The following is a 17,643-nucleotide window of genomic DNA, read 5'->3' on the forward strand; positions in this document are numbered from 1 at the left end:
TCTACTTAACTTAATTATGACTGCAAAATTGGAACCAAATGTAATGGCAAAGGTGAGCAGCTGGCTCAACGGCGATTATGATATCGATACAAAACAATCCATTCAACAATTAATCGATGAAGGAAATGATACTGAACTCACGGATGCATTTTATAAGGATCTTGAATTCGGAACCGGCGGTTTACGTGGGTTGATCGGCATTGGTTCTAATCGTATGAACCGTTATACTGTGGGTACTGCCACCCAGGGGCTGGCCAATTATCTCAACAAAGCATTTCCCAATGAAGAGATTAAAGTGGCGATAGCTTACGACAGCCGCATCAAATCCGATGAATTTGCGAAGATCATCGCTGATATTTTCTCGGCCAACGGAATCTCAGTTTACCTTTTCGAGGCTTTGCGCCCTACTCCCGAGCTTTCATTTGCAATTCGCCTTTTGGGATGCAAAAGTGGTGTAGTAGTTACCGCGTCCCACAATCCTAAGGAGTATAACGGATACAAGGCATATTGGGACGATGGCTCACAGGTTGTTGCTCCTCATGATTCCAATATTATAGACGAGGTCAATGCCATCAAATCTATTGATGAGGTGAAATTTGAAGGAGATAGTTCCAAAATCACCAAAATCGGCGTGGATGTGGACGAGAAATATATCGATCACATCCTGTCGCTATCGATCTCAAAAGGTGCTCTGGAACGTCAGAAAGGCTTGAAAATAGTCTATACTCCGCTGCACGGAACGGGTGTAACGCTGGTGCCGGCGCTTCTTGCCAAAATGGGATTTGAGGCAGTTACAGTTATCGAAGAGCAGGCAGAACCCAAGGGTAACGGACAGTTTCCAACGGTAGTTTATCCAAATCCGGAGGAAAGCGAGGCGATGTCCAAGGCCGTTGAAAAAGCTAAAGAAATTGATGCTGACCTTGTTTTGGGAACAGATCCGGATGCAGACCGCGTTGGAATAGCAGTGAAAAACCATCACGGGGAGATTCAGTTGCTGAATGGTAACCAGACTGCCAGTGTGTTGATATATTATCTTCTCAACGCCTGGAAAGATGCCGGAAAACTCACCGGAACCCAGTTTGTATGTAAAACCATCGTAACTACCGATCTGATCGATAAAATGGCGGCTGCTTATGATGTGAATTGTTACAATACACTTACCGGTTTCAAATATATCGCGCAGGTAATTCGGGAAAAAGAAGGAATCGAGCAGTTTATAGGTGGGGGAGAAGAGAGCTATGGTTATCTGATCGGCGATGCTGTTCGTGATAAGGATGCTATCGCTTCCTGTGCGATGATCGCTGAATTGACTGCTTATGCCAAGGACAAAGGTTTGAGCCTGTTCGATATGCTGATGGAAATCTACAAGCAATTTGGTTTCTATTATGAGGGCCTAATCTCACTGACCAAAAAAGGCAAAGCAGGTGCGGATGAAATTCAGCAAATGATGGCTGATTTCCGGGCCAACCCTCCCAAAACGCTTGCCGGTTCGCCTGTGATCAGAATGGACGATTACAAAGCACTTACAAAAACTGACTTTACAAGCTCGGTAACCAGCAGCATACCTTCCGGAGAAATGGGTATAGAGTCTTCGAATGTACTGCAGTTTTTCACCGAAGACGGAACGAAGTTTACATGCCGTCCGTCGGGAACAGAGCCGAAGATCAAGTTTTACGTCGGCGTCCGCGCAGCCCTGGAAAAGAATGAAGATTTCGACAGCGTCTATGCCGGATTGAAAGAAAAGGTGAAGGCGATTGGGGAGGAATTGGGGTTGAAGTAAAGAGCTAAATCTTGGATGTTGAGGCTGTCAGAGATCCTGGCAGCCTCATTTTTATTTAGTATAAACTAGAAAATACTTTTTGCCATGATCGTCTTGTATAAGATTTAGCCTGATAAACCGATCCATAGTAATTGTATTGAGTGTTGCCAGGCCCGTGGGTTTTCCATTCAGGTAAAATTCGCCGAATTTATGCATGCTTGTGATGTTAAGGGTATTTTCAGATGAAATTCCAAGACCCAGTTTTTGATATATGGCTTCTCTGTGTGGACCTTCCAGGTAATCTTTTGTGTAAATGGTGCCGGAAAAAGCGCCGTCTATTTTTGACTCCAGATCTTTTTCAAAGAAGCGGGCTTCATTTTCCTGTTTCAGTTCCAGTGCTTTTTGGTAGTCGGTCTCGATTTTGTTAAGTAGCGGCTCCGGTGGAAGTCCTCCCATTGTCAAACTCCCATTTTTTGAAATGGAGCCCGAATATCCTTTTACCGGTGTGTACTTATCTTCTTCCTGGCCGCCTTCACCGGCAGCTCCCTGGGTATTGATCTTTACGTTCAGCGAAGTAATAAAAAGCTGCAAAGGATCGTAACTAATCGAATTGATATTCATTTCACCCGCAAAATTCCTGATTTCAAGACTCATGTTGTGTATTTCTGCTATTGTCGCCAGTGGAGATATAGCCCAATAAAGTGTCTTTTTATTCTTTATAATCCACGGACTATTCCCAAATTTAAGAATGTCGTCCGGCTGACTTTTCAGCGAATCCAGCCGAATTGTTGTTGGTTTTTTTAATTCTGAGGAGTCTTCTTTTTGCAGTACGGAAGATGGTTTACCTTCCACAACCAGCGCATTCATCACCGGTCTGATATCCTCCGGTAAAGCCTCAATAACTTTATTCTGGTAAGGTGCGATAAACGCGGAAGACAAGTAAAGCAGCGCAATCAGAAGCAAATATTTGCCTGAAGCCCAGAGCTTGGAACGTTGCCTGTTCATCATTTTGATCCGCATTTTCAGCATTGATTGGGCGAAATTATGCGTCAGTGGCAGATCGCCGGTTTGAAGGGTGACACCTAAAAGATGGATCTGATAAGCTTTCTTTTCAAAACCATTTTTCAAAACAGCATTGTCAGCGAGATATTCCAGGTTTTCGTCAACCAATTTTTTATGAAACCAGGCTGACGGATTAAACCAAAGCAAAATTCGCTGGAATTCGGCTGCAAGCAGATCGAGACTGTGATATTGCCTGATATGTTCGGTTTCATGGGCTAAAATATGCTGTAAAGCGAGGTTGGAATGCTGCATGGGATTTAGAATAATTCGTCCAAAAAATGAATAGGGCGAAACATTTTTTTCGTCCTTGACGAGAACTATACCATTGTGCAGCTTTTGAGCGGGCAACGGCCAAAGCCTGAGCAGAAGTCTGGAAATTTGAAACAGGAAAATTGCTATGCTTAAAATTAATCCTGTAAAATATATAGCCAACAGCCAGTCTGTTAATTGCCACTCCTGCACAATTACATTGGAGGAATCGGCAGTAATAATGCCTGGTGAAACCTTGATTTCTGACGTGACCGAAAGATTTTCGATCAGTCTGGGTAGGTTTTCGTGAAATTCTGTCTGGACCTTAATCGGACCCCAGGCAGGAAGCGGAGCGAGAGGCAGTGTCCAGGAAGCCGCGACATTGAACCATAGTAATATGCGGTTAACTACTGAGAATGTTTCAAAACGTACGAGCCAGCGGTAACCCAACGTCAGGGCTGTCAGCAAGATGCTGACTTTGAATAGGTAAGGAATCAGCATAGGATCTGAAAGGTTAATTGTAAGCCTCTAAAATTGCATAAGATAAAGTTAAAACTATTTTTTTAGTTAAAAAACTATTTTTCTAGTAGATTATTTCGAGCGGGTTATCAAGCTGTTTTTTGCAACAAACCATAAACTATAATCGTACACATTCAATACATTACGATCTGCTCATTTATATTTGGGTTTAAAAAGATTTGAATCCGAAAACCGTACCTTGTTTTGATTGATCGCAACCCGACCGTTCTTTTTAAAACCTGCTTTATCGCCTTGTTGTTATCAGGGATTTTTAGCGGCTCTTTGGCCCAGGAAGGTGGCGTAGTAACACTGACCGGCAAGGTGACGGATGCTAAAACAGGGAAGCCGCTGCCTTTTGCAAATGTTTTTATCAATAATTCTTCGATCGGTACCAATGCCGATGAAAACGGGAACTACCGGCTTACAAATCTGTCCATCGGAAACCTGGAAATGGGTGTATCATTTTTAGGTTATGAAACTATTAAGCAGACGCTCCGTTTTGAGCAACCCGGCATCAAAACGGTTATGTTCAAGCTGAAAGAGGGAATGGAATTGCAGGGGGTGACGGTGTACGCCAGAAAAAACAAGAAAAGGGAGAAAAACCTTAAAATCATTACCCGGGAATTACTGGGTAACAGTCCGTTCAGTAAATCCTGCAAAATCATGAACCCGGAGGTTTTGCGGATTTCGGAAGACGACAATGGGCATTTGGGCGCCCAGACAACGAACCCGCTGATCATTGAAAACCACGCGCTGGGTTACCGGATTTTTCAGGATCTGGACGATTTTGACTATTATCAGGGCAAGGTATATTACGGAGGAAGCACACGCTTTGAATTACTGATACCGAAAGATAGCATCCAGAAAAGAGCGTGGCGCACAAATCAGAAAATAGCTTACCAGGGCTCTCTGAAACATTTACTGGCGAGTATGGTTTCGGATAGTTTGCAGGAACAGGGATTTAAGGTGTACCAGGTGATCCCCGACTCCATGCGGCGGTTTAACACTGTGCGCTCGATCAATGGCACCAATGTGCTTGCCAATCACCTGCATAACCGGATTGAGGCTGTGAGGGGAATGCGGCTGATCAGGCCGGGAGAGCTGGTTACCGAACGTTATATGGTATCTCAGACCCAACTGGAAGTCTTTTTTACCAAAAAAAGAGGCCGCTCCCCATATTCTGATATGTCCTATGCATATACACAAATCACTTTGCCGCAGGGGTACATCGTGATTACGCCTCAGGGATGGGTGGTGATGCCGATGGGATTTGAGATAGCCGGAGATCTCGGAAATGACCGGTTTTCATCTCTTTTACCGGCAGATTGGAAGCGGGACGGGGAGTAACATCAGATATTATAAAAAAACCGGACAGGAAAATCTGCCCGGTTTACCTATTTTACACGGCTAAGGATCAGATTATCCTGATTTCCTGTACTAGCTTTTCGGAACCAGGTATGATCGGCAGGAAGAGCTGTAAAATACCATTGTTGTACTCCGCGCGGATGTTTTCGCTATCCACCGTTTCATCGATCATAAATGATCTTTCAAAGGACGTCTTTCTGAATTCCTGGCGGATCCAGTTCCTGTTCTGATCTGGTTCATTTTTCAGTTCGTACGCAATTGTCAGTTCGTGACCTTTAATACTGATCTTGAAATCTTCTTTAGCCCTGTCAGGCGCGAAAATGAGCAGCTCATAGTTGTTTTCGTTTTTGACAATATTCACAGGGATCCGGAAAAATCTGTTTTCCCCGAAATGTCTTGCAAAATGTTCGTGGCGCATTCCAAAGCCACGGTTTCCATATCTGTTATTACACATGATTTTTTGGTTTGAGTTATTAAAAATTGGAAGATTCTTCTTTCTCCGCCGGTGCGGGCCGAGATTGTTTATTGTTAAAATTGGGGGCGTGCCTGTCACGATTGCGGGCGCAACCGCCGTGGTCGTAATATCCGAACCTGTTTCGGTGAAAACGCTCTCCAACGGTCCAGTGTAAACTTGCAGCGGTAACAAGGGCAACGCCGATACCCAGCAACATTTTGGTGCTTCTTCTCATGGCTTATATATTTTGTGGGTTTTGGTTAAAATAATCTCTCAGGTTTTCTTTTTCCTGATAAGGGCTGTAACGCTGCATGTGATCGTAGTAACGTTGATGGCGACGCCACCTTCTCCTGTAACCGCCGCCGCCGAGGAGGCGAAAAAGCAGGCTTACAAAAAGGAAAAAGAAAAATACTTTGAACAAAAAGAACGGGATGGCGAAAAGTATGAATCCGGCTAATATCCCGCCTGCAACGATTCTTAAAATCTGACCTGTCATGGCTTTGTAGTTTAAATGAACAATAATTTGTGTTATACAAACCGTGTATATCAGAGCAGACGGGCGAATCAAAATTTTACTTTAAAGAAATTATGAAAAATAAAAAAGCCCGGCAGGAGAGCCAGGCTTTGAGTAATCTATTGGTTTTCAGGAGGTCTTCCGCATCGATTCCGCATTTCCTGCCTGAACTTCTTTCGGTCTTCGTCGCTCATGTTGCGCCATTTTTCCCGCCAGGCCCTTCTAGCCATTGGCCCTCCAAACCCTCCCGGCGGTCCTCCGAACCCTCCGGGGCGACCTCCGAAATTGCCGAATAGTATCCTGCACAAAACCAGAAGTCCTACCGCCTGCCAGTATGAAATAGGATTAACATTTAGCAGGGCTGGCAAAATGGCATTCCAGAGCCAGCGGACGGCTGTACCCAGAACGAGGGCAGCCGCAAGCGCCATTAACGGAAACATCCCGAAACGCCTTTTGTATTTGTGTCGCTGATCCATGATTGACAAATTTAATAATTTACAAATTCCTGATATAATGTTTCCAACCGCCCACGCAGATGCTTGACGGCATAACGTTTTCGGGAAATCAAAGTTTTGATGTTTTCGCCGGTTCTGTCGGAAATTTCCTGGAAAGTCTGGTCTTCAATTTCATTCCAGATGAAAACCTGTCGCTGGTTTTCAGGAAGTTCTTCCAATGCCTGGGTAAGCTGCTCCCAGAATAGCTCTTTCATGTAGACCGTTTCAGGAGTGCCGTCATCGGCGAGCAGAATATCCTTAAAATAAAACTCTCCTTCTTCATCTTCAAAGCCATAATCTTCCAGGGATTCCGGCTTTTGTTTCCGGTACTTATCGATGATCCGGTTGCGCGCAACGCGGTACAGCCAGCTGCCGATCTGCTCTATCGCATCCAGCTCAGGCACGCTGCTCAGCTGATACCATACATCCTGCAGAATATCCTCGGCATCTTCATCGGAATTGACCCGCTGACGGATGAATCCCAGCAGCTGCTTGCCGTACGAGGTAACTGTCTGAATGATATTTGGCTTTTTTTGTGACAACCGCTGTGAAGGGAATTGGTACCAATGATGCAGACGGGCAACTATCGAAAATACTTCAAAAAAAGCAGAATATTTATCCGTGAAAATCCGTGAATCCGTGGCATTGTAAACCCCGGTATACAATTAGTAGCTATATCAATGCAATTTAGCGGTATAGTGCAATAAGTTAATAATTGTACTATTGACGGTTATGTGTCAAATTTAGAACTACTTGTTGTGTTATTTTTATAATCATATAAATATTCTAATATTATTGCATAACAAGAGAAAGAACTTTAACTAGCTGAAAACATGCTTATTGCTTTGTAATTGCATTGTATATTATCTTTGAACTATCAAATCGGGCGAAAGAGCAATCTGAAAACTGATTTAGAAAAACTTGAAGAACAAATTTTCGTATATCTGAAAAGTACAATTAAGTTCAATTAACTCAGACATTAAAAAATTCTAATAAAATGAAAAAAACTATCTTGACACTTGCAGTATTGGTGGGAGTATCAACTGCAAACCTTTCTATCGCTGGCGATAAAGTAAAAGAAAACAACACGTCTATTGAGCTTGTTTCAAACAGCGAATTGAAATTCAAACTGACACTTGAAAACGTGAAAGAGAGATCTTCACTGATTATCAAAGATTACAGCGGCAGCGTAGTTTACAGCACTTCTTTGCCAAAATCAGATAACTATTCGAAAGTGTTTGACTTGTCAAATCTTGCTGATGGAAACTACAGCTTCATCGTAAACAACGGAAGTGAAGTTTCTACAAAACCATTTGTAATTTCGACTGAAACGAAACGTCTGGTAACAGCGGTAATTAAATAAGTTTCCGTTCAATAGTAATACTTAAAAAGCCAGGCAGGTCGATACCTTGCCGGGCTTTTATTGTGACTATGGCTACTGATCAATATTTCATCACTTGTTTTTCGGTGCTGCTCCGGAAAGCCAGGTCTATAACCCTCGTAGTACGCAGGATTTCCGAAGGTTTCACGGCCAGTTCAGCACGATCTACGATCGCGTCATATACATTCTGGTAGAAAGGGGCATAATCTCCGTGCTCGCTTTCTACGACTCCTGAAAAGTCCTCACTGTACAGTTTTCCCCACCGGTCTTCCGGCTCACGGCCCCAGGGCTGCTCGGTGGGCAGTATGTTTTTCCGCAAAGTTTCTTCCTGAGGGTCCAGACCGCCTTTGATGAAAGAACCCTTGGTTCCGTGAATAGAGTACCGGAGCAGGTTTTCGTACACCATGAGGCTGGACTTTACAATTACCAGTTTATCCTTGTAACCCAGACGGATGTCGAAATAATCGTCGATTTCACTGCCAGGCCGTACAACACGGATATCGGCGGTTACGGTTTCGGGTTCTCCGAAAAGCACAAGTGCCTGGTCGATCAGGTGGGGGCCGAGGTTATAGACATTTCCGCCCACGGGAACGCTTTTCTCTTTCCAGGATTCCGTAGGTACTACCGGCCGGAAACGGTCGTAGCGGCATTCATATTCTACAATATCCCCTAATTTATCCTCAGCGATCAGCTTTTGGATCGTCAGGAAATCAGAATCCCAGCGACGGTTTTGATAGGCGGTGAGCACAAGTTCTTTTTCTTCTGCGAGAGCAATCAGCTGTTTTGCTTCTTCCTCGGTAGCAGAAAACGGTTTTTCAATCACCACGTGCTTGCCGTTTTCGAGGGCGTCCATCGCGTACGCGTAGTGCGTATCGTTGGGCGTGCATATAAATACCAGATCAATGGACGGATCGCTGAGCAGTTCTTCGATGGATCTTGCATTTTGTATCGAAGGATGAAATTCCTGAGCTTCGTTTTTGCTTCTTTCCACCACAGTTTTGATCTTGAACCCAGGATTCGTACTCAAAAACGGAGAATGAAAATACCGTCCCGACAACCCGAAACCGATTAATCCGACATTAAGAATTTTTGAAGGCATAATTTTAAATTTAAGCTTTTTACAAAGGTAACTTTTGGTTGTTATGCTGGCGGAAATAGTCGTAGGTAGTTTTTTGCCACGAATACACGAATTTCCACAAATCGGATTCGGTCTTCGTGTAAATCCGTGTATCCGTGGCAGCCTCACGGCAGCGCAAACGCCACAAACTTATCCCCTGATTTAGTATTGAGTTTCCCGCCACCACAAGCTATGACGATGTATTGTTTGCCGTCCACTGAATAAGTACTCGCAGAAGCATATCCTGCGGCAGGCAATTGGGCGGTCCAGAGAACCTTGCCTGTTTCCTTATCAATAGCCCGGAATTGCTCGTCTCGGCTGGCCGCAATGAAAATCAGTCCGCTCGCGGTTACCAGTGGTCCGCCATAGTTATCCGTGCCGGTGGGTGGTATACCTTTGGCTGTAAGCTCTTTATATTCTCCAAGCGGAATTTGCCATTTATGCTGGCCGGTATTGAGGTCGACAGCAGTTAAAGTGCCCCACGGAGGCGTACTTACCGGGTAACCGTTGCGGTCGTACCATCGGTTATAGCCGGTATGCCGGTAAGGAATCACTTCGCTTTGTTTCTCAGCGGCAATTTGAGGGCCGTCACCTTTGTTGTACAGATAATCAATAATCGCCCTTTTCATAGCGTCAGAAATGTGGGCGAACGAGGGCATCATTCCTTTTCCTTGTTTCAGGATTGTCTCTACCTGGCTAATACTAAGCCTTTTGTCGATACTTACAAGAGAAGGATATGAGCCATCATGATTCCCCGATTTATCGGCTCCATGGCAGGCGGCGCAGTTCGCTTGGTACAAACTGGCACCGGTCACACCTTTTTTGCCGGAATTTATTTCCTTTTTGATCAAAGAGGTATAAACCGGGATTTCTTTGGCCGGAACATACAAAATGCCATCAGGATCGCTAGCAGCCCCTCCCCACTGCGCTCCACCGTCGGTTCCGGGATAAAAAATCGTCATATCCGAAGTGATGGGAATGTATGCGCTTCCGGTGCGGGCTTTACTGAGCAGGCTTGCGATAGAATCGCGGTCGGTAACAAAGGGGTTGAGATCTTTGGATGTGAAATGTTGACGGGTAAATGGAACGGGCAGATCCGGAATAGGTTGTGTTTTACTGAGTTTTTCTCCGGCAATCGCGTCTTGCGGAAAAGCGGTTTCCTTAATCGGAAACAGTGGCTTGCCGGTAACACGGTCAAAAACAAAAATGTAACCTTGTTTGGTGATTTGAGCCACGGCATCTATACGTTTGCCCTTGTGGGTGACTGTCACCAGGTTCGGCGGAGCGGGCAGGTCTCTGTCCCAAATGTCGTGGTGTACCAATTGAAAATGCCAGAGACGTTTGCCGGTTGCTGCGTCGAGGGCTATCAAACAATTCGCAAACAGGTTATCTCCCGGACGGTTTCCTCCGTAAAAATCGTATGCTGCTGAGCCGGTCGGGACATAAACAATGCCTCTTTTCCGGTCAATAGCCATGCCCGCCCAGGAATTGGCACCTCCTATTAATTGTCTTGCAGGCTGGTTTTTCCAGGTATCGTAACCCAGCTCACCTTTTGTGGGAATTGTATGGAAGGTCCAGACTTTTTTCCCAGTATTAACATCAAAAGCTCTTACATCACCTAATAATGCGGTTTCAAATTCGGCCAGCCGACCTCCGACTATGATGAGATTTTTATAAATCGTATTAGGGGTATTGGAAACAATATAATCATCTGCTCCCGGCCGTTCGATTCCCTGGGTAAGATCAATTTTACCATTAGCACCGAAGGTTTCTACATGCTTGCCGGTCTTCGCATCCAGTGCATGCAGCCATTTGCCAGCACCAAAAAATATCCTTTTTGACTGGTCGTCCGACCAGTAGGTGAGGCCGCGGCTCAGCGTACCTCCGCTTTCGGATATATTTGTTTTCCAGATTTCTTTGCCGGTTGCAGCATGTATTGCAAAAGCCTGTATGCCGGCTGATACACCGTAAAGAATCCCGTCGATAATAATGGGATTGCATTGCATCTGGCTCCGATTTCTGAGCGTGTCCGCTCCGCCGGAAGCATAAGTCCAGGCAGGTTGTAGCTGCCTAACATTCTCTTTGTTGATCTGTTGAAGCGGAGAATAGTGGCTTTTCGAACCGTCGCCATTATACTCGGTCCAATCCACATCGCCGGGGCTTGGGAGGATCACAAAACCACTTATGTACACGAAAAGCGCTGAGGCCAGCAGGATGATAGATTTCATTGGGTATATCCGGACATTGTTATGCTTCCTGCCATAATTCCTTCGCTTTTTGCAAATCCCTTTTCATGGCGTCAAAAACAACTTTTTTATCAACAGTAATTTTGTCTGCACCCTTATCGGCGCCTCCCAGCGGATATTCCAGGTGAAGGCATATCGGTGCGTCAATTTTTTGATCTTTCACTAGTTTCAGATACGTTTTGAAGTCACACATTCCCTCGCCGAGCGGGACACTTTTTACGGCCCATTTTCCATTATTCTTTTCCCAGATAAAGTCTTTCAGTACGATGGTTTTGATATGGGGGCGAATTAGATTAAAGCCGGTTTGCCACGAAAGCCCGCCTTCTACAGTAGCGTGGCGGATGTCGTACTGAGCGCCCATGGTTTTCTGGTCGGCTTTCTGCAATATTTGCCAGATCTCAAACATGCTGGCGCCCACCATTCTGCCCGAGTGGTTCTGATAGCAGCCGGTCAGTCCAAGTTTTGCATTCAGTTTACTTAAACCTGTCATTTTGTCCCCGAATTCTGCCAGTGACTGCGGGATCGTTTTCTGGTCGTTGTATTTGTACCAGTTCATCCGGTAGTATTTGAAGCCCAGTTTCGAAGCAGTTTCCAGTAATTTTTTATCGATAGGATTTCCGGCGTCTTCTACCGCAGTGCAGAACATGGAGGGAGTAAATCCCGCCTTTTTCATTGCTTCTACGGCCAATGGTAGGTCCGTTTCCACTTTCTCAGGTAAAACGTGACCATTGGGACGTATGGTGAGATCAATTCCGTCAAAACCAAGTTCCTTCGCTGCATCTGACATGTCCTGATAGTTAAGGAATTGCAGATGTTTTGAGAAAATATTGATTTTTGGAACGTCGGCAACGGTTTTGTTTTCCGCTGATATTGCCTCACCGGAAATCAAGGGGGCTATACTCCCGGACAGTGCAGTGTTGATCAGGAAATCCCGGCGTGAAATGTTTACAGACATTGTTGATTGGGGGAATATGAATAGACCGATATTTTAAGATCATAAGCGGTTATAACCCTTTTTTTACCGGGCGGAGGGCAAGGGAATTATCTCAGCAAGTAGAATCTATAAGGCTTTTCTTTTTTTAAGCAATCTTTTACTTCTTAATCGCATGAAAGCTGAGCATTTAAACCGCAGGGATTTTTTGAAAGCGGGGGCCGTACTATCGTCCTTTATGATAGTGCCCAGGCATGTTTTGGGCAAAGGTTACAGGGCGCCAAGCGATAAAATCGTCCTGGGCTTCATCGGTTGCGGCCGCCAGAGCGGTGGATTACGGAACCGTTTTCTGGATACCACCGAAACGCAGGTTATTGCCGCCTCGGATGTGTATGCTGCCAAACGGGAAGCATTTGTTGCAGCAACCAATAAATGGTATGCTGAAAAATCAGGACAGAGCAATTACAAATCTGCAACGGGGATTGCCGATTTCCGGGTATTGTTATCTAATAAAGATATCGATGCTGTAGTTATTGCGTCGCCGGATCACTGGCATGCGGCGATGGCTGTTCGGGCGGCGGAAGCGGGTAAAGACATTTATTGCGAAAAGCCACTATCCCTGACCGTGAAAGAAGGGCGTGCGATGGTCGATGCGACACGAAAGCATAACCGGGTCTTTCAGACAGGAAGCATGCAAAGATCAACGAAGGAATTTCAACAGGCGGCACAGCTGGTGAGGAGCGGGGCGATCGGTACCGTTAAAAAAGTTTATGTAAATGTGGGCGGGCCTCCAAAAGTGTGGGATCTGCAGGAAGAAACTTTACCCCCGGGCCTTGACTGGAATGCATGGATGGGGCCTAATGCGGTAAACAGACCGTATAACAATGCCCTGGCTCCGGCGATGGATGCCACTTTCTGGCCAAAATGGCGTGACTATGTTGAGTTTGGCGGCGGCGGAATGACGGATTGGGGTGCACACATGTTCGACATAGCACAGTGGGGGCTGGGAATGGACGATAGCGGGCCGGTGGAACTGGTTTATTCGGAGGCGGGAAAAGGGTTGGTTTATAAATATGCCAACGGAGCCGAGGTCATTCACCGCCCGATGGAAGGAAAGCAGCATTGTCATTTTATAGGTACGGATGGAGAGGTGTTTGTGGCAAGAGGTGAGTTGAGAACTACGCCCGAACCTTTGAAAGGGAAGACTTTCAACGCTGCCGAAAGTAAGATTTACGTATGCAACAATCACTATAAAGATTTTCTGAACGCGATCCGGACCAGGAAGCCGCCTATTTGCGATGTCGAAACGGGGCACCGGACGGCTACTGTATGCAATATTGGTAACATAGCGTATCAGCTGCAGCGTTCATTGAAATGGGATCCTGAAAAAGAAAAATTTAAGAAAGACAAAGCTGCCAATAAGCTCCTCGGCCGCGATATGCAGAAGGAGTGGAAGGTTTGATTCACATAAAAACACAGGAGAGAGAAACCGGCGACTTCATCGTGAATCGCCGGTTTTTATGATTTTATCAGATCCGCTACCCGTTCGGGCGGAGATAAAAATGTAATGAGTTTTTCCAAATTGTGTATTTTTGTAACATGATCAAGCAGCCTACCATCATCCATTTCAAAGAACTCGACGAACTGCCTCAAATCTCAACACTTCTATTGCAAACCGGGAATGATTTACCTGTATGGTTATTTGAAGGACATATGGGAGCCGGTAAAACGACGCTCATTAAAGCACTTTGCAGGCAACTGGGCGTAAAGTCAACCGTACAAAGCCCGACTTTTTCCCTTGTTAATGAATATGATGCGGGGGAGAAGGTTGTTTATCACTTCGATTTTTACAGGATCAAAGATGAAACCGAGGCTTTGGATATGGGTGTGGAGGAATATTTTGATTCAGGTGATTTTTGTTTTGTAGAATGGCCCGGGAAGATCGAAAATTTATGGCCGCTGAAATATTTGATGCTGAAACTTCAGGCAGATGAAAGTGGCATAAGAATATTAGAGATCAGGAGGGTGGAGGAGTAGTTTTGTCAGTTTTTGTTTTCACTATCATTTTGCTATTCAATGGCGCAACCACAGATTACCGGTTTTGAAGAGCTGGCCAAGCAGTCGGTACTGTATCCACAAGAATCTTTATTGGCGGTCCGGAAAGACCAGAATTCTCTACATATAGGTCTGCCCAGGGAAGTATCACTTCAGGAAAACCGCATAGCACTTACCCCTGATGCCGTGGGGATACTAGTGCGAAACGGGCATGAAGTATGGGTAGAAAAAGATGCGGGCAAAGGGGCTAACTTGTCGGATCATGAGTACAGTGAAGCGGGGGCGAGGATTGTTCAAAGTGCCAAGGAAGTGTATCAGGCAAATCTTGTGCTAAAAGTAGAGCCTTTGGTGGAAGAAGAGTTTAAATATATCAAAGCGGGTACAACACTGATTTCTGCCCTCAATCTGCCAGCCCTGGAAAAACAGTATTTTGAAAAACTCAATGAGCTGAAAGTTACCGGAATCGGCTACGAACTGATTGAGGATAAGGTAGGAGGGAAGCCGATTATCAGGGCGATGGGAGAGATCGCCGGAAGTACTGTGCTTCTGATTGCAGCTGAATATCTGTCGACGCCTAACGGTGGGCGGGGGATTATTTTGGGAGGTATTACAGGTGTGCCACCTACCAAAATAGTGATTCTCGGTGCCGGTACAGTGGCCGAATACGCAACCCGGGCTGCGATCAGCGTTGGAGCGGACGTGAAGGTTTTTGACAAACATATTTACAGATTACAAAGACTAAAATATTCTATAGGCCAAAATCTTTACACTTCTATTATAGATTCCGATACGCTGGCCGAAGCCATTGGCAGAGCTGACGTTGTAATAGGTACGATGCGGGCGGAAAACGGGCTCAGTCCTTTGGTGGTGACCAAGGAAATGGTATCGCAGATGAAGCCGGGTTCGGTGATCATTGATGTGAGTATAGATCAGGGGGGATCGTTTGAAACTTCGCGGATGACGACCCACAAACACCCGATTTTTAAATATAATGATGTAATCCACTATTGTGTTCCTAATATTCCGTCCCGCGTGGCACATACCGCCAGTACGGCTTTGAGCAATGTTTTTCTGCCCTTTTTACTGCAAACCGGCACAATCGGCGGTATAGAAGAAATGATTTATGCGAACCGTTGGTTTATGAAGGGAGTGTATTGTCACAAAGGCACGCTCACCAACTCACACATAGCCCGGTCATTCAACATGCGCTACAAAGACCTGACGTTGCTGCTGGCTGCCAGAATGTGATGAGCTGCATCCGGCCGTCAGCGATCAGCTTTCAGCTTGGGTGGTGATTGCCAGATATATTTTGTCATTTTTTTCTAATATAAATAAAGCTGATAGCCGAAAGACGATGGCCGACAGCCCCCAACTCCATGATCAACAATAGTAATGAAAATTCCCTGATGGACGATGCCAACTCGCCGGAGTTGAACACAAAGCTGATGGGCTATATATCAGAAGATTTTATCAGGGTCTGCGACCAGCTGAAAGAAGCCTCCTACCAGATCAGGAAGCGTGGATTTTCGGAATATCCGATTTTCATAGTTACCAACGACGAACTGGATCTCGGCGCTTTGCTCATTGGTTCGACGGAAATGCACAACCGTTACAACTACCGTGCTTCATACATGCAGGACTTCGTAGACCGCAAGCTGATCGGAGAAGAGGCAGTTCTGATGTTCACAGAAAATTATAAGAATGCCGACGAATACTGTTGCTTGTTTGCTTTGATCGGCGATTTCTCCGGTTTCGTATACGTGCCTTATCCGGAGGATTAGCAGTTAACTGAGGAACATTCATTCCGCAGAATAATAATATCTTACCGATAAATAAACAAAGGCTCAGGGCTCGTTTCATCCGGTTAGAAAGAGGGAAAATTTTATTTAGCTTTATCAAATCATTGAATTTGTTTCAGCTAAAATTTTTCCCTCTTTCATGGAATCAAAACTAATTTTAGAAAAGGAATTGGAGCCTGTATTTCTTCAAAAATTCCCGCCGTTTTCGGAAAGCGTTAAAGAGTTCCTTGTCCAGTATGGCCCTTACTTCATTCTGGTCATCTCAATTTTAGGCGTAATTGGTATACTGACTGCGCTGGGCGTAGGCAGCGCGGCGATCGGTATGGGCGCAGTTTCGGCCGGCCTGGGTCTGACATTCTATGCCGGTATTGCTTTGGGGGCCATCACCCTGATCATGTACCTGATGGCATTCACACCTTTGAGAGCACGCAAAAGAGCCGGCTGGAACCTGCTGTACTATGCCCTGTTGCTGGGTCTTATAAGCAGTCTGGTGCAGCTCAATATTGTGGCAGCTGTTATCGGAGGTATTATCGGCTTCTGGGTGCTGTTTCAGATCCGGGAAAAGTACATCTAGGTTATTTCAAAATAAAGTATTTGAGAAAGCGAGCGGCCCCCGTTCGCTTTTTATTTTGCCACTAATCCGCCAAAAAACGCTTTTATACTTGTAAGTTTAGTTCGTGCTCTTATACTTTGCATCTTTGGCATGAGAACGGGATCGTTCGGGATATTGTCAGATTTCAACCAAGAATATTACCACCAAATGAATATCATTGAAGTACGGAATGTTACGAAGGAATATTCTAATCATATTGCGTTGGACGACGTGAGCATTGATATACCAAAAGGGTGCATCTTTGGGTTGCTCGGGCCCAACGGAGCGGGGAAAACGTCGCTCATCCGTATCATTAACCAGATCACCGGCCCCGACAAAGGACAAATTCTGTTTGACGGCCAGCCATTGAACGGAAGCCACATTTCCAGGATCGGGTATTTGCCGGAAGAAAGAGGTTTGTACAAGAAGATGAAAGTGGGTGAACAGCTGCTATATCTTGCCCAGCTCAAAGGCCTTAGCCAGAAAGAGGCTATGGATAAACTGAAATCCTGGTTTATTAAATTTGATATAAAAACCTGGTGGGATAAAAGTGTATCAGACCTTTCTAAGGGAATGCAGCAGAAAGTGCAGTTCGTCTCCACTGTTCTTCACGAACCGGACCTGATCATCCTCGACGAACCATTCTCCGGGTTTGACCCAATCAATGCCAATCTGATCCGCGACGAGATACTGGAATTGAAACAAAAGGGCTGTACGATTATTTTCTCTACCCACAGGATGGAAACCGTTGAAGAACTGTGTGACAATATTGCGCTGATTCATAAAGCCAGGAAAGTACTCGACGGGCCCAAGCTATTGATCAAGAATCAGTTCAAAACCAATACGTACTTTGTTGAGTATAAAGGAGTGCTGGACAGTCTGGAGACAATATATGAGATCAGCCATGAAAAGCAACTGGAAGACGGTTACAGGCGCACCAACATTCATCTGAATGCAAACGTAACGCCAAACGATCTGATCAAAAGCTTGCTGGAAAAGGTGGAAATCCGTGCGTTTGGCGAAAATATTCCATCCATGAGCGACATTTTTATGCGCTCGGTCAATGAAGTGCCGGAAGGCTGACAATACACCTGATTCAAAGCTCC

Annotated in this window: 18 protein-coding genes; 10 read left to right on the forward strand and 8 right to left on the reverse strand. The window is 45.3% G+C overall.

Features of this window, described 5'->3' with window-relative positions; all coding sequences use genetic code 11:
• Positions 1 to 16 precede the first annotated feature (16 nt).
• Positions 17 to 1,780, forward strand: a complete 1,764-nt coding sequence (locus tag FBF61_RS12690; RefSeq protein ID WP_138477584.1) for a phospho-sugar mutase — start codon at positions 17 to 19, stop codon at positions 1,778 to 1,780.
• A 51-nt stretch (positions 1,781 to 1,831) separates the two neighbouring features.
• Here FBF61_RS12690 and FBF61_RS12695 read toward each other — a convergent pair whose 3' ends face one another.
• Positions 1,832 to 3,571 (reverse strand): M56 family metallopeptidase, encoded by a 1,740-nt coding sequence (locus FBF61_RS12695; protein WP_138477587.1) that lies wholly within the window; start codon positions 3,569 to 3,571, stop codon positions 1,832 to 1,834.
• Positions 3,572 to 3,793: 222 nt separating this feature from the next.
• On the opposite strand from FBF61_RS12695, the gene FBF61_RS12700 reads away from it, so the two are divergent.
• Positions 3,794 to 4,936 (forward strand): carboxypeptidase-like regulatory domain-containing protein, encoded by a 1,143-nt coding sequence (locus FBF61_RS12700; RefSeq protein WP_229215023.1) that lies wholly within the window; start codon positions 3,794 to 3,796, stop codon positions 4,934 to 4,936.
• A 67-nt stretch (positions 4,937 to 5,003) separates the two neighbouring features.
• Here the strand turns inward: FBF61_RS12700 and FBF61_RS12705 are convergent, their stop codons facing one another.
• Together FBF61_RS12705 and FBF61_RS12710 are read right to left on the reverse strand one after the other, a co-directional pair.
• On the reverse strand, positions 5,004 to 5,408 hold the full coding sequence (locus FBF61_RS12705) for an Hsp20/alpha crystallin family protein (RefSeq protein WP_138477589.1): 405 nt from the start codon (positions 5,406 to 5,408) through the stop codon (positions 5,004 to 5,006).
• A gap of 19 nt (positions 5,409 to 5,427) precedes the next feature.
• The gene (locus tag FBF61_RS12710) at positions 5,428 to 5,643 is read right to left on the reverse strand and encodes a hypothetical protein (protein WP_138477591.1); all 216 of its coding nucleotides are present in this window, start codon (positions 5,641 to 5,643) and stop codon (positions 5,428 to 5,430) included.
• 21 nt (positions 5,644 to 5,664) lie between these two features.
• Between FBF61_RS12710 and FBF61_RS12715 the strand changes: the two genes are divergently transcribed.
• Positions 5,665 to 5,865: a hypothetical protein gene (locus tag FBF61_RS12715; protein WP_138477593.1), complete on the forward strand. Its 201-nt coding sequence runs from the start codon at positions 5,665 to 5,667 to the stop codon at positions 5,863 to 5,865.
• A gap of 176 nt (positions 5,866 to 6,041) precedes the next feature.
• On the opposite strand, the gene FBF61_RS12720 is transcribed toward FBF61_RS12715, so the two are convergent.
• The gene (locus FBF61_RS12720; protein ID WP_229215024.1) at positions 6,042 to 6,398 is read right to left on the reverse strand and encodes a hypothetical protein; all 357 of its coding nucleotides are present in this window, start codon (positions 6,396 to 6,398) and stop codon (positions 6,042 to 6,044) included.
• Positions 6,399 to 6,409: 11 nt separating this feature from the next.
• Positions 6,410 to 6,958 (reverse strand): RNA polymerase sigma factor, encoded by a 549-nt coding sequence (locus FBF61_RS12725; RefSeq protein WP_138477595.1) that lies wholly within the window; start codon positions 6,956 to 6,958, stop codon positions 6,410 to 6,412.
• A gap of 455 nt (positions 6,959 to 7,413) precedes the next feature.
• Here FBF61_RS12725 and FBF61_RS12730 point away from each other — a divergent pair, with 455 nt between their 5' ends.
• Positions 7,414 to 7,779 (forward strand): T9SS type A sorting domain-containing protein, encoded by a 366-nt coding sequence (locus FBF61_RS12730; RefSeq protein ID WP_138477597.1) that lies wholly within the window; start codon positions 7,414 to 7,416, stop codon positions 7,777 to 7,779.
• Between the two features lie 79 nt (positions 7,780 to 7,858).
• On the opposite strand, the gene FBF61_RS12735 is transcribed toward FBF61_RS12730, so the two are convergent.
• The 3 genes from FBF61_RS12735 to FBF61_RS12745 all read right to left on the reverse strand — a co-directional run bounded on the left by FBF61_RS12735 (position 7,859) and on the right by FBF61_RS12745 (position 12,115).
• Complete coding sequence (locus FBF61_RS12735; protein ID WP_138477599.1) at positions 7,859 to 8,896, reverse strand: Gfo/Idh/MocA family oxidoreductase; 1,038 nt, start codon at positions 8,894 to 8,896, stop codon at positions 7,859 to 7,861.
• Positions 8,897 to 9,039: 143 nt separating this feature from the next.
• The gene (locus FBF61_RS12740) at positions 9,040 to 11,142 is read right to left on the reverse strand and encodes an outer membrane protein assembly factor BamB family protein (RefSeq protein ID WP_138477601.1); all 2,103 of its coding nucleotides are present in this window, start codon (positions 11,140 to 11,142) and stop codon (positions 9,040 to 9,042) included.
• 19 nt (positions 11,143 to 11,161) lie between these two features.
• Positions 11,162 to 12,115, reverse strand: coding sequence for a sugar phosphate isomerase/epimerase family protein (locus FBF61_RS12745; RefSeq protein WP_138477603.1), 954 nt, complete (start codon positions 12,113 to 12,115; stop codon positions 11,162 to 11,164).
• A gap of 151 nt (positions 12,116 to 12,266) precedes the next feature.
• Between FBF61_RS12745 and FBF61_RS12750 the strand changes: the two genes are divergently transcribed.
• From FBF61_RS12750 to FBF61_RS12775, 6 genes are all read left to right on the forward strand, one after another.
• Positions 12,267 to 13,553 carry a Gfo/Idh/MocA family protein gene (locus tag FBF61_RS12750; RefSeq protein WP_138477605.1) on the forward strand — a complete coding sequence of 429 codons (1,287 nt, stop codon included), beginning with the start codon at positions 12,267 to 12,269 and terminating at the stop codon, positions 13,551 to 13,553.
• A 137-nt stretch (positions 13,554 to 13,690) separates the two neighbouring features.
• The gene (gene tsaE, locus FBF61_RS12755) at positions 13,691 to 14,128 is read left to right on the forward strand and encodes a tRNA (adenosine(37)-N6)-threonylcarbamoyltransferase complex ATPase subunit type 1 TsaE (protein ID WP_138477607.1); all 438 of its coding nucleotides are present in this window, start codon (positions 13,691 to 13,693) and stop codon (positions 14,126 to 14,128) included.
• 39 nt (positions 14,129 to 14,167) lie between these two features.
• On the forward strand, positions 14,168 to 15,394 hold the full coding sequence (locus FBF61_RS12760; protein ID WP_138477609.1) for an alanine dehydrogenase: 1,227 nt from the start codon (positions 14,168 to 14,170) through the stop codon (positions 15,392 to 15,394).
• A gap of 128 nt (positions 15,395 to 15,522) precedes the next feature.
• Entirely contained in the window at positions 15,523 to 15,927 is a 405-nt protein-coding gene (locus tag FBF61_RS12765) for a hypothetical protein (RefSeq protein WP_138477611.1), read from the forward strand.
• A 157-nt stretch (positions 15,928 to 16,084) separates the two neighbouring features.
• Complete coding sequence (locus FBF61_RS12770) at positions 16,085 to 16,519, forward strand: hypothetical protein (RefSeq protein ID WP_138477613.1); 435 nt, start codon at positions 16,085 to 16,087, stop codon at positions 16,517 to 16,519.
• Between the two features lie 186 nt (positions 16,520 to 16,705).
• Positions 16,706 to 17,620 (forward strand): ABC transporter ATP-binding protein, encoded by a 915-nt coding sequence (locus FBF61_RS12775; protein ID WP_138477615.1) that lies wholly within the window; start codon positions 16,706 to 16,708, stop codon positions 17,618 to 17,620.
• Positions 17,621 to 17,643 lie beyond the last annotated feature (23 nt).

The sequence above is a fragment of the Dyadobacter bucti genome, from assembly GCF_005869225.1.
In the GTDB taxonomy this organism is placed as follows: Bacteria; Bacteroidota; Bacteroidia; order Cytophagales; family Spirosomataceae; genus Dyadobacter; species Dyadobacter bucti.